The sequence below is a fragment of the Allofournierella sp. genome (assembly GCF_048388525.1).
Taxonomy (GTDB): Bacteria; Bacillota; Clostridia; order Oscillospirales; family Ruminococcaceae; genus BQOK01.
Genome location: NZ_DBGCTQ010000016.1, coordinates 1 through 12,532, shown reverse-complemented (window position 1 = coordinate 12,532; position 12,532 = coordinate 1). Strand labels below are relative to the sequence as shown.

General features: G+C 58.3%; 10 protein-coding genes. 2 read left to right on the top strand and 8 right to left on the bottom strand.

Going from position 1 to position 12,532, the window contains the following annotated elements; translation table 11 throughout:
* Window positions 1-54 precede the first annotated feature (54 nt).
* On the top strand, window positions 55-1,428 hold the full coding sequence (locus ACMLHZ_RS01665) for an MFS transporter (protein WP_418666078.1): 1,374 nt from the start codon (window positions 55-57) through the stop codon (window positions 1,426-1,428).
* A gap of 96 nt (window positions 1,429-1,524) precedes the next feature.
* Entirely contained in the window at window positions 1,525-2,484 is a 960-nt protein-coding gene (locus ACMLHZ_RS01660) for a zinc dependent phospholipase C family protein (protein ID WP_418666077.1), read from the top strand.
* A gap of 74 nt (window positions 2,485-2,558) precedes the next feature.
* Here ACMLHZ_RS01660 and ACMLHZ_RS01655 read toward each other — a convergent pair whose 3' ends face one another.
* The 8 genes from ACMLHZ_RS01655 to ACMLHZ_RS01620 all read right to left on the bottom strand — a co-directional run bounded on the left by ACMLHZ_RS01655 (window position 2,559) and on the right by ACMLHZ_RS01620 (window position 12,400).
* On the bottom strand, window positions 2,559-3,422 hold the full coding sequence (locus tag ACMLHZ_RS01655) for a carbohydrate ABC transporter permease (RefSeq protein WP_418666076.1): 864 nt from the start codon (window positions 3,420-3,422) through the stop codon (window positions 2,559-2,561).
* Window positions 3,415-4,332: a carbohydrate ABC transporter permease gene (locus ACMLHZ_RS01650; protein ID WP_418666075.1), complete on the bottom strand. Its 918-nt coding sequence runs from the start codon at window positions 4,330-4,332 to the stop codon at window positions 3,415-3,417. The genes ACMLHZ_RS01655 and ACMLHZ_RS01650 overlap by 8 nt, the downstream gene beginning before the upstream one ends.
* A 163-nt stretch (window positions 4,333-4,495) precedes the next feature.
* Entirely contained in the window at window positions 4,496-5,998 is a 1,503-nt protein-coding gene (locus tag ACMLHZ_RS01645) for an ABC transporter substrate-binding protein (RefSeq protein ID WP_418666074.1), read from the bottom strand.
* 60 nt (window positions 5,999-6,058) lie between these two features.
* A complete protein-coding gene (locus tag ACMLHZ_RS01640; RefSeq protein ID WP_418666073.1) occupies window positions 6,059-7,498 on the bottom strand; it encodes a glycoside hydrolase in 1,440 nt (479 codons plus the stop codon).
* Complete coding sequence (locus ACMLHZ_RS01635) at window positions 7,485-10,085, bottom strand: beta-galactosidase (protein ID WP_418666072.1); 2,601 nt, start codon at window positions 10,083-10,085, stop codon at window positions 7,485-7,487. Before ACMLHZ_RS01635 ends, ACMLHZ_RS01640 begins: the two co-directional genes overlap by 14 nt.
* Window positions 10,019-10,918, bottom strand: a complete 900-nt coding sequence (locus tag ACMLHZ_RS01630; protein WP_418666071.1) for a helix-turn-helix domain-containing protein — start codon at window positions 10,916-10,918, stop codon at window positions 10,019-10,021. The genes ACMLHZ_RS01635 and ACMLHZ_RS01630 overlap by 67 nt, the downstream gene beginning before the upstream one ends.
* A 287-nt stretch (window positions 10,919-11,205) precedes the next feature.
* Entirely contained in the window at window positions 11,206-11,511 is a 306-nt protein-coding gene (locus tag ACMLHZ_RS01625) for a TIGR04076 family protein (RefSeq protein ID WP_418666070.1), read from the bottom strand.
* Window positions 11,512-11,539: 28 nt separating this feature from the next.
* Window positions 11,540-12,400 (bottom strand): NYN domain-containing protein, encoded by an 861-nt coding sequence (locus ACMLHZ_RS01620; protein WP_418666069.1) that lies wholly within the window; start codon window positions 12,398-12,400, stop codon window positions 11,540-11,542.
* Between the last annotated feature and the right edge of the window lie 132 nt (window positions 12,401-12,532).

The window sequence follows — 12,532 nt, the reverse complement described above, 5'->3', positions numbered from 1 at the left end:
GGACGCAACCGGGGCGGCCCAGCCGCCCCCAAAACGAGCGTGCCGAGGTGGAACATGAAGTTGTTGAGCGGTTATACCAAACAGGAAAAAAGCTGGATGATGTACGATTGGGCCAACAGCGCCCATTCGGTGATTGTGGTCACCATCCTGCCGATCTTTTACAACACAGTGGTGGGCTATATGGCGGACGCGGCGTCCGGCATGACCACCTGGGGCTATGCCACCAGCGCGGCCATGGCTATTGTGGCGCTGCTGGCGCCGGTGCTGGGCGTGTTCGGGGATTTTAAAGGCATGCGCAAAAAGCTTTTCACCGCTTTCATGCTGGTGGGCGTGGTGAGCTGCGTGGGCCTTGCAGTGACCCCGCAACTGGATTTTATGACCCCCGGCGTGGCCGAAAAGGTGGGGCTGGCGGTGCTGGCGCTGTACATCCTTTCCACCATCGGCTTTGCGGGCGCAAACCTTTATTACGACAGCTTTTTGAACGACGTGACCACCGGGGACCGCATGGACAAGGTGTCCACCATGGGCTACGGCCTGGGATACATCGGCGGCTCCACCATCCCCCTGCTGACCTTTTTGATCATGAACCTGGTGCTGGGCAGCGAAAAAATGCTGTTCTGCCTGTCGTTCGCCTTTGGCCTGACCGCCGTGTGGTGGCTGGTGTTCAGTTTTCCGCTGCTGAAAAACGTGGAGCAACTGAGCTACGAGGAGCGGGAAAAGGGCGCGGTGGGCAAGGCGCTGCGGGGCCTGTGGGGCACGGTGAAGGAGATCGTGAACTACAAGGCGATGTTCGTGTTCCTGATCGCGTACTTTTTCTACATTGACGGCGTGAACACCATCATCCATATGTCCACCAGTTACGGCGACACCCTGGGGCTGGACTCCACCAGCATGCTGTTGGCGCTTCTGCTGGTGCAGGTACTGGGGCTGCCCTTCTGCCTTTTGTACATCAAGCTCAGCGAAAAATACGGCGCGCGCACCATGGTGGGGGTGGGGATCTGCATTTACATGGGCGTGACCGTGTTCGGCTTCTTTTTGCGGGACGTGTGGCAGTTCTGGGTGATGGCCATCGTGGTGGCCACCAGCCAGGGCGGTATCCAGGCGCTTTCGCGCAGCATGTTCGGCAAAATGATCCCGGACAAAAAGCGCACGGGCGAATTTTTTGGCTTTTACGATATCTTTGGCAAGTTCTCGGCCATCATAGGGCCGGCCCTGGTGGGGTGGACCAGCGCCCTTGCGGCGGATGTGCTGCTAAAAAACGCGGGCGCCACCCGCGCCACCGCCAGCGAGGCGCTGCTGGCCCAGATCAATGCCCAGTCGGCCCCCTGGGGCATTCTGAGCGTGCTGCTGATCTTCTTTATCGGCGGCGGGCTGTACTTTTTTGTGCTGCCCCGGTATATGAAGAAAAAGGGCGAAGAAACCAATTGAGAATTTTTTAAAACCAGTGTACAATAAAAGGGCGGGGCCGGCGCCCCGCCCTTTACAATTTTGCCCGGTGCTGCCGGGGTGAGGCAGGTGACCTTTATGCCCGAGGGCTATACCCATATCCGGACCGCCCGGGCGGCGGCCAAGCTAGCGGGGCTTTCCATTGTGAGTGACGAGGCGGCCTTTGGCTGCGGCGCCAATGGGCCGGATATGCTGTTTTGCTACCGGGTGTGGCGCAGGGCCGAAAACCGGGGCGAAAACCTGCCCCTGATCGGAGAGCGGCTGCACAACGAGAACACGGGCACTTTTTTGCAGAGCCTGATCGAGAACGCGCAGACCCCCAGCCAGCGCAGCTATGTGCTGGGCTTTCTGGCCCACTACGCCACCGACTGCACCATCCACCCCTATGTGGTGTATCTGTGCGGCGAGGGCCAGCCCTACGCCCGGCCCGGCGGCCACGGCTATTTTGAGATCGCGCTGGACAGCTTTCTGCACGAGCAGGACACCGGCAACCGGGCGGTGCCCGTGAAAGCCAACACCCCCAAGCTCACGGGCGCGGCGCTGGCCGGGGCGGGGGCCCTTTTGCAGCAGGGCATCCGGGAGGCGCTGGGCGTGGAGGTGAGCCGGGAAGCGCTGGCCGACGCCTTTTGGCACACCCGGCGGATGCGGCGGATGTTTGTGAGCCGCCTGAAGATCAAGTACGCCTTTTTTTGGCTGGTGGAGCCGCTGTTCGGGGGGAGGGGCTTTATTACCGCACACATGACCCCCGCGCGGCTTTACGGCACCGAGGCGCGGCCGGACGGCGAGCTGCCCGACCGCTGGTGCCACCCTTTTACCGGCGAGGCGATGGAGGACGGGATCGACGAATTGCTGGAAAAAGCCATCCGCCGCTCGGCCGCCTACATGATGGCGGCCCAGGGGTACTGGGCGGGCAAGCTGAGCCTTGCCAAGGTGATGGGCCTTTTGGGCAGCGCCAGTTACCTTTCCGGCATTCCGGACGAAGAGAGCGCCCCGCGCCAGTTGGACCGCATGCCCGAAACAGAGCCGCTAGAATGCTGATGCACCACAAAAGAAAGCGCGCCCGCAGCGGGCGCGCTTTCTATATTGAGCCCCCTGCCCGCAGGGGGCCTTTCTTATTCCTTAACCCCGGAAGCGATGACGGAATTCACGATGTATTTCTGCGCGTAGAAAAACAGCGCCAGCAGCGGAAGGGTCACGATTACGGCAACCGTCATCTGCATGGGGATGTTGGCCGCACCCGCCGAACCGATCTGCCCCGAGCTGAACCGCGCAACGAAAAGCTGGATGGTCCACCAATCCTGGTCGATCAAAAAGATCGAGGGCCCCAGGTAATCGTTCCAGATATAAATGAATTGGAACAACCCCTGAATGGTGACGACAGGCACCAGCAGCGGAAGGATGATACGGAAAAAGATCCTGCCCTGCCCGGCGCCGTCGATCTTTGCACTTTCGATCAGAGAGTCCGGGATACCATAGCAGTATTGGCGCACAAAAAAGATGGTGGCCGCCCCGCCGGCAAGCCGGGGAATGATATAGCCCCAGGGGCCGTTCGTTACCAAACCGAACCGCTCCAGCATCATGAACTGGGGCAGCATGATCGTGACATAGGGAATTGCCATGGAAGCGAGCAGAATAGAAAAGCAGGCGTTGCGCAGCGGAAACCTGATTTTGGAAAAGGCGTACCCGGCCATGGCGGAGGTGAGCATCTGCGACACGGTCAGCCCAACGGAAAAAACGGCGCTGGCCTTGAGCCCGCTCAGAATATTCACCTTGCCCCACACCTCGGCGTAGTTTTGAAACACCCAGTCGTGCCGCAGCAGACCCGAGGTATAAACCTGGTTCAGCGGTTTGAAGGAGGTGAAAAACATCCAGAGAAACGGGTAGAGCATGCAAAACCCGAAGGCGGCAAGGAACAGCAAAAGAACCAGCTCACCGCCTTTTTTTCTGGCAGCGGGCCGCATTTTCGGCTTATGCATGGCGTTCCCCCCTTTTTCGATATAAAAACTGGACGAAGGTTGCCAGAAGGATGAGCAGGGTGATCGCCCAGGAGATGGCGCTGGCCAGCCCCAGGTTGTTGCCGGAATAAATCTGCATCAGAAACACCATCATGGTTTCGGTGCCGTTCATTGGGCCTTTTCCCAGACTGTTCTGGAAAAGGATCGCCGGTTCCGTATAGATTTGCAGCCCGCTGATTACGTTGGTGACCACCAGGAAAAAGGAGATGTTTTTCAGCGCGGGCAGCGTGATGTTTTTGATCGTTTGAAAAAAGCCCGCGCCGTCGATTTTTGCAGCTTCGTAGATTTCGGCCGAGATCCCCTGCAGCCCGCCCAGATACAAAAGCATGGTGTAGCCGATGTTGCGCCAGACCAGCATCACCAGAATGACCACCCGGGAGAGCCCCGGAGATTGCAGCCAGTGCAGGGCTTCGGCCCCGAACAGGCCGAGGCAGGCATTGACGACCCCGTTTTGATCGAACAAATTTTTGAACACCAGCGTGATGGCCACCGCGCTGGAGATGAAAGGCATAAAATAACTCAGCCGCAGGGGGCTTTTCAGGCGGGTTTCTTTTCGGTTCAGCGCGTAAGCCAAAAGAAACGCGATGATGATATGAAGCGGGACAGACAGCATTAAAACGACCGTTACAAAAACCGCGTTGCGGAATTCGCCGGCATAGATCCCGTTCGGGAGAAAGGCGGCAAAGTTTTTGAAGCCGACAAACTGCGCCTGTTCAACGGGGATAAAGCCGTTCCATTCCATCAGAGAGATATAGATGGAAAACAGGGCGGGCAAAAATACAAAAAGAATCACAGACAGCACGGGAACCGACACAAAAAGCAACCCCCACACAGCGTCCTTTTGATTTAGTTTTGTGGGTTTCAATTTCATACTTGGCCTCCTAATGTTGCGCCGCGGGCCCATCTTACACTGCGTTTTCATCAAAGGGGGAAGCGGTAAATATCGCAGAGCGCAAGGTCGCAATATTTACCGCTTCCCAAACGGCGATCCTGTTTCAGGCATGGAGAACAGGGTCATACACAGGGTGGTCCGGTCAGGTTCCCGCTTCCAAAAGCGTTTGGATCTGAGGCTGCTGGACCAGCATCCAATTGAAAACGTCCTCCTGTGTGACGATGCTGCCGTCCAGGCAGAAGCTGTTGGTATAATTGGTCATAAAGGTGTTCCACCAGGTGCGGCCGACCGTATAATAGGTCTCCTGGACCTGGCCGTTTTTCCCGCTGATGATCCGGTTGTAAACATTTTTACAGTTGGCGTCGTAGGGGTACACGCCGCTGCCAGCATCGTTTTGGTTGATATACGCATCCCAGGAGTCATCGTACATGGGCACGTTCATTGCGTTTTCCAGCTGGAACGCCTCGGAGCTGCGGGAGAGGAAAGCGCCCATAACCCTGGCGGCTGTTTCCTCGTTGGGCGAGCCGCTGCGCAGGACCATGCAGGAGCCTGTCTGCCCGCTGACCCACTTGCTGCGGTCCGCGCCGTCGGGAACAGGGATCGGCATCATGGGAACATCCATGCCGTTTTCAAGATACGTTCCGTTTTCCCAGGTGCCGGTGTTCGCGTCGAACAGGTACATGCCGGACACCCAGTTGTTCCAGCCCTCGCCGCCGTCCGACATGGGGTCGATATAGCCTTTGTTCATGCCGTCCTTGAGGAAAAATGCCGCCTGTACCACACCGTCGTCGGCGAGGGTGACCGTGTCGAAGCTGCTGTTCAGGAACGAGCCCCCTGCGGAATAGGTGAGCAGCTTGAGTGCGTCGCCGCCCTGGAGGGCGTATTTGAGATTTTCGGCGGGGCCGGTCAGCGCGCCGGCGTCGATGACTTCCTGCAGGCCCGCGAGAAGCGCCGCGAATTCGGAATAGGTGTAGGCTTCGACCTGGCCGTCCATGCCCACCTCCCAGGGCTTGCAGGGAATCGCGCCGCTGCTCACCAGGGCCTCGACCTTTGCGCTGAGGGCCGGGGTATTTTGGATCGCGCCCCGGTTGATGCCGAAGCTTTGGCAGCCGGAATCAAAGGGGATGGCCCAGAGGGGATCGGTGGAATCGGAAGACCTTTGCACGGGGTTATCTTTTGCCCGGCGGCATTGGTCGAAGGTGCCCTTTGTGAGCAGATCCCAATCTTCCAGCTGTGTTTTCCACGCGCCGGTAAAATAGGCGTTCAGATCGGTGGCCAGGCCGTCCTTGACAAAGCTTGTTAAGTACTGGCCGTTGAGCTTGAACAGATCCGGCTTTTCGCTGGATTGCAGCTGTGTTTGAAGGAACTGCTCGTAGTTGCCGGGCGCTACCACAAGGTCGATGGTGATGCCCAGTTCATCGGCGATGGTTTGGAAGAGCTGGGCGTACTGGTCGGTGGAGGTGTTGTCCATTACAATTTTGATGGTGGTGGCGCTGGCGGCCTGCCCTTGGGAGGCCGCTCCCTGTGAACCCGGCGCGGCGCTGCCGGACCGGGGCTGGCCGCACCCGGCAAAGCCGAGGCTTACTGCCAGCAGCAATGCCAGACCTGCCAGAGGCCGTCTTGCTTTTTTTGCTTGTTTTGTCATTCGAATTCCTCCTTTAAATATGTTCTGCTAAAATCTTGGGGGTCAAGATTTTATCTGCCCTCAGCGTGTAAACCGCAGCGTTGTGATGGAGCTTGGCTGCAATTCAACCTGTGTGAACCGTCCCGGCGGCAGCTCGGCCCTTTGCCACTGCGCGGTGTTGGTGGAAACGATTATTTCTGCCGTTTGGGGAACAAAGCCGCCCAAAGTGAGCTCGAGTGTTTGGGGTGCGTTTTGCAGGTTGCAGAGAATGACCACCAGCGTGTTCCCACCCGGGCTCACGGCGGCCACACAGTAAAACGCATCACCGTCGTTTTCCAAAATGGAATACCCTGGAAGAATATACTTTGAGTAATGCCCCATTACGTAATACTGCATGGTGAAGATGGTGTCGCCCAGCTTGTACCCCATTTGGCTGACGTCCAGCGTGCCTGCCAGTTCGTTATTAAGGGGATCCTGATACATCCCTTCGATCAGGCCCCAATGGCTGTGCCGGGCAATGTTGTCGGACAGGGTGTCCATGGCCTGCCAGATCACCCATGCGCTGGCGTGCGCCAGGTTGAGGTCCTTATGGATCGCCCGGCTGAGCCGTTGGGCAAGCCCGAAGTCATCCTCTCCCTCGCCGTAACAGACCTCGTCCATCCAAAGCCGGCAGCGGGGGTGGGAAAAGCCGTTTGGATAGGCGATGCGGCAAAGCGCGGCCAGCGCGCTGTCGTCTTCGAGGTAGTGGTGATAATTGATTTTGCGGAGAATGCCCTGCCTGACGGGTTCGCTCAGGCTTTGATAGCTTTCCAGCGCCACTGTGGGGTTGGTTTCGTCGGTGCCGGCGATCTGGATCCCCGGGTGGCGCTGCTGCAGCTTGCGGTGCGCGGTTTCCAGCAGCAGGCTCTGGTGCGCCCCGGGCAGCACCTTATTCCCCTCTTGCCGCTGCCCTTTTGCCCAATAATCCGACGCCGGCTCGTTCATGGGGGAGAAATAGTCCACCCGGAGCTTGCAGTCGCCGGTGAGGTAATCCAGCACGCGCACGCAATAGTCTATAAACTCGCCATAGCGAAGCGGGGACAGATTCTCGCTGCAGGCCTGCAGGTTACCGGCGCTGCACTGCGAATTGGTCATCCACCAGGGGGGTGAATTGACAAACACCTCGGTGATCAGATCGCTCCGGCGAAGCTGGGCTGCCCGCCGCAGGACCCAAACCTGCCGCTGGTCGGCGGTTTTGCTGAATGCGCCGCCCTCCTGCGGCTGGAAGCAGGGCATCCCCCGGAAGTGGAACATGTGCTGCTCTTCCGCTGGGTTATCGCCTGCGCCGATGTTGTAGCGGACGATGTTGAAGTTCAGCCCCTGCGCCGAAAAAATCGCCTGCATCAGCTCTTCCCGCCTGGTGCGGCCCGATGGGCCGCGCATGGTCCAGCCGCCCGCCGCGTTGGCCCACCAGCACAGTGAGGTGCCCCAGCCCTCGATGGTCTGCTGCGGGCAGCCGGTTCGTATGTTAATCGTTTTCATAAACACCCTCGTCTATTGCAAATTTAAAGCAGCCGTCTTCCATGGCTTCCAGGAAAAAATAAAGTTTACGGTCCGGACACAAGACACCCGGGATCAAAAACTGGGAGCTGTTGTGCGAGCCTGCCTGCGCGATCTTTTCGCTTTTTGCCACGATCCGGGCGATCACCTCACCGGCTTGCAGCACGGTTGCGCGGTAGCCGCTTCCACCGGCAAGGCCGTAGGCGTCCCGCTCCAGGGGCGTTTCCAGGCACAGGGCGTATTGTTTGCCCCGCTCCAGGCGCAGCGGCAGCCGCGCCGGCTCGAGAGGGGTGCTGTAAACCTGGCGGTGATCGACCCGCCGCAGCTCAAACTCGCAGGGGATCACCCGCAGCAGCCACAGGCGGCCGGTTTGGACCGCCCAATTTCTTTTTCGGACGCAAAGGGCGATCAGGTTTTTTGTGCCGGGGCCAAGGAACCCGGTTACATTGATGCTGGACCGGCTCTCGGAAAAACGGGCCACAAAGCTGCCGTTGATGAACAAATTGCACTCCGCCTCCATGCCCTCCAGCACCAGCACAAGCTCCTCGCCCGGCTGCGCCTGCGGCACGATCTCGGTGTAATAGGCGGCAAACAGCGGTTCATGGGTGGAATTCCAGTGATTGATGGAGATATGGGGATCCGTTTCGCAGGGCTCGATCTTTACCGTGGGGGAAAAGCTGTCCACTTCGGTGAAGCTCCACCGGTTCAGCTCCTGCCGGGAACGGATGCGGAAAATCTTCTCGACCCCGCGGGGGGAAGCGATGCGCAGGGAACGCCTTCGGGCATCGTCGAAATTGCTGTGGCCCCATTGCTCCACCAGGGCTCTCACCTGGCCGCTGCCCGGCAGGATCACATCCCCGCCTGCGCACAGCCCGGAAAAAACGGTCTCGCCGCCGCAGTGCACCGTTAAAAAATCTGCCACGCCCTGGAAAAACAGGTCGCCCGTTTCGCCCAGCGGGTTCAGAATGCGGTATTCCACCTGCCCATACCAAATCTGGTTGGAGGAAAACAGGGAGCTTTCGGCTTTTGCAAACTCGCCGCGGTTCACAAAGCGGCCGGCCAGGCATTCTGTTACAGGGCGGGGCGCAAGAGCGTTGGCATAGGTGAGCGCAAGCCCGCGGCCGGCCTTAATACGGCTGATCGCTTCTTCCCTGGGAATAAACGAAACCTCGATCCCTTCATAGCAGCCGCTTTGGGTAACAAGGATCTGCTTTGCGCCCTTTTCAAGCAGCAGAAACGGTTTGCTGCGCTCTATAAACACAAGCGGCTTGAGGGAGAAAATTTCGTTGTTGGAAAACACGATGGTGCAGCCGCCTGTTTTGAGCTGATAGGGAAGCGCGACCGCTTCGCCGGCTGCAAGGGAAAGCTCGAATTCCTGCCGGCCCAAACGGCTGTGAAGAACGGCGGGCATTTCCCGCACGCTGCGGGCACAGAGCAAAAAACCATTGCCGTCTGCCAGGGCCAGCGCATTTGTGGCGCACAGCGTTTCGTCCGCCGAGGGGAAGGGCGGTTCCATTTTGCAGAACGCCGCTCTTGCAAGGGCAATTCCATAAATGCGGAGCATTTCCGAGAACAGCAGCGCTTCATCCGCCTCGGGGGTGCAGCGGCCCAGGTTGTCGATCATGCCGTCCAGCTCGTACAGGGTGCTGATGAGGGAAAGCGGATCGCCCCAGTTGTTGACGGATTGGTAATACCCGAAATTTGTTCCGCCGACCTGGTTGTAGGCGCCCAGCAGCTTTGCACCTGCCAGCAGTTCCCGCTTGAGGATGTGATGGCTTTTGGAGGTTTCGCTGACCAAAAAAGCCGCGCCCTTTTTTTGCAGATATTCGGCGTACCGGGCGAGGGCGTGGTCGAAGACCGGATCGGTAAAGGAGGGATAGAAATTATAGGCGGGAAGCACGCCCCCGGTCAGCCCGCCGCTGCGTTTAATATCGCCCTGACCGGCACAGGTGAACAGGGGAACGGTGATCTGGCGGCAAAGCGCCATGTCCCGCAGGCGCTTCACATAGCCGCCCACATCCTTACAGTCGAAAAAATCCAGCTCGTTTTCCAGCTGCAGCAGGATGACACAGCCGGTATCCCGCACAGTGCGCTGATGGGGGGCGAGGAGGGGCAGGATCTGATCGTACCAGCGCTGGACCTGCCGTAAGTAGCGGGGCTCGTTTTGGCGGATGTCTGAGTCACAGAGCACCCAGGCCGGCAGGCCGCCGCCGTCCCATTCCGAGCAGATGTAGGGGCCGGGCCTTGCCATGACATACAAATTGTTTTCCTCGCAGATCTGCAGGAAATGATCTATATCACGCTCGCCGGAAAAATCGAATTCACCGGGGGCCGTTTCGTGATAGTTCCAGGGGAAATACACGTCCACACAGTTATAGCCCAGCGAGGCGATCAGTTTTGCCCGGGCCCTCCATTCTTTCTTTTTGATGCGAAAGTAAAAGAAGGAAGCGCACAACAGAATTTCCGGTTTGCCGTTTATATTGATCCCGTTTCCGTTAACCTCTATTTTGATAAATAGTTCCCCTTTCTGTCGTCCAGATCGATGTTGGACTTTTTGATAAACTCCCAAGGGTCATCTTCCGGGCATTGCCTGGAATAATCCCGCGGCGGGATGCCCTTGAGTTCGGAAAAGCACCGGGAAAAATAGAGAGGGTCCTTGTAGCCCACAAGGCTGCTGACTTCTTTGACGCTGTATTTGTTTTTGCGAAGCAGGTCGCAGGCATTGGCAATGCGAAACAGTGTAAGATACCTCATGGGCGAAAGCCCCACCTCCGCGGTGAATGCGTTTACAAGGTGGTTTGGGCTGGTGCCCACGCTTTTGGCCACAATGTCGAGCGAAATTTCGATGGAGTAATTATCGTTAATAAAGATAATGGCCTCCCGAACGATCTTGTTAATGTTCTTTTGAGGGCGCGCCGCATTTTCTTTGGCGAGTGAAAACAGAATTTGAATGAGGAACAATGTGCTTTCAAACAATTCGCCCCGCTCGAAGTGAGCGTCGACCATTTTTTTGAAATAATCGCTGGCCGCGGGGGCTTTTGGTTTGATATAATGCTGGGCTTCGCCCAGCCCGCAGCTTGTAAAAATTGGGCCCAAATTTTCCCCGATAAAGTCGACCCAAAGAAATTCCCAAGGGTCGTTTTTATCGGGATAATAAACAATGTCCTCGCCGGGACGGATCAGAAAAATACTGCCCTTGCCGACATGGAGCGTTTCGCCGCCCACCGACAGATAACCCTCGCCGCGCAGCACGTAATGCAGGCTGAAATAGATCCGCTGGCCGCTCTCCTCTTTTTTGTCGGCCAGGCACCGCTCGCGGCCGCATTTGACCAGCCGGAATGTAACGTCCCGATCAAAGGGCCAGATTTCATTGGGGACGTCGATTTTGACATTTGATGACATTTTATCACCCGATTCTTGAAAAAGACTGTGTGATTATTATAATTTGCATGGATTTAGTTATCAATCATCTGCGCAAATCGCCGTAATTTTGTCCATGTATTTTATGGGAGCCTTGCCGGGGGGAGGGAACAGTGTGAGCCCTGGGGCAAACAAGCAAAAGAGGAACGCCACTGCATGGCGTTCCTCTTTTGGAAAAATAGATTGTTTTTAGTTCGCTGTTTGGGCCGCCCACGGGAATAAAGAAGAAGGGCCGTTTAAAGGGAGGCTTTTAAAAACCGGGCGCCCGTTCAAAGGGCCTTGAGCTCGAACGACACGGGGCGGATGCCGTCGGTGCAGCAGACGACGGTCTCGCCCTCGGCGTTGTTCCAGGGGGTGTAGGTGCCGCCCGCGGCCAGCGCGCTGAGGTTGGCGTAGATATCGACCCAGGCCCAGGGGCAAAAGCCCGCAGGCATCTGGGCGCCGCCCCCGTACAAAAAGGTGTCGCCCGGCCGGAAATACGGGCAGGGGCCGGCCGCCGCCCCGTCGGTGAGATACCGCGCGGCCAGGGCTTCGTCGAAGGCGACTTTCAGCACGGTGATGCGCACGTTGTTCATGGAGCTGGCTCCTTTCTTGCGGCGGCGCTTATTTGATGCGCACGTAGGCCTGGTGGGTGTGATCCTTGTTCTGCTCGGTCTTGACCTCGAAGATGCCGAGGGATTTGACGAAGGGCGTGAGCTTGGAGAAGCCGAAATTGCGCACATCGAAGTCCGGGTAGCGCTTGACCAGGATGTTGCCGATCATGCTCACGCCCATCCAGTCGTCTTCGTCCGACTGCTCGGCCACGATGGCCCGGATGGCCGCCCGCATGGCGGTGAGCTCCGGGTCCTCCTGCGGCGGGGGCGGCGGGGCGGCGGGCTTCTTTTTGGCGGGCCTTTTTTTGGCCGCGCGGGCGGGCGCTTCGGCCCCCGCCGCCTCGGCGGGCTCCGGGGGCTGGGCCGCCTCTGACCGGGGCGCGGCCGGGGCCGGCGCGGGCTGCTGCGCGGCCCCCGGGCCAGGCGCGGCGTCGGCCGCGGCCAGCACGTCCAGATAGCGGAACATGTTGCAGGCGGCGATAAAAGGCTTGGGCGTTTTGCGCTCGCCCATGCCGATCACCATCATGCCGCCCTCGCGCAGGCGGCTGGCGAGGCGGGTAAAATCGCTGTCGGACGAGACCAGGCAAAAGCCCTCGACCTTGCCGGAATATAAAATGTCCATTGCGTCAATGATCATGGCCGAGTCGGTGGCGTTTTTGCCGGTGGTATAGCTGTATTGCTGGATGGGCGTGATCGAGTGGTCCAGCAGAACGTTTTTCCAGCTGGCCATGTTTGGGCTGGTCCAGTTGCCGTAAATGCGCTTGTAGTTGGCCACCCCCTCGTTGGACACCTCGTCCAGTATGATCTTAACATATTTATCCGATACATTGTCCGCGTCGATGAGCACCGCGAACCGGCGGTCGATGGGCATGCACAGGCCCCCTTTCTGGTTTCATGGTTCCAGTATACCACACAATGGGCAAAAGCGGTGCAAAAAACGCTGGCTGGCGGCATTTTGCTGGTAAACAGGCCCCTTGTGTGTTAAAATAAATGCATGTGTGCG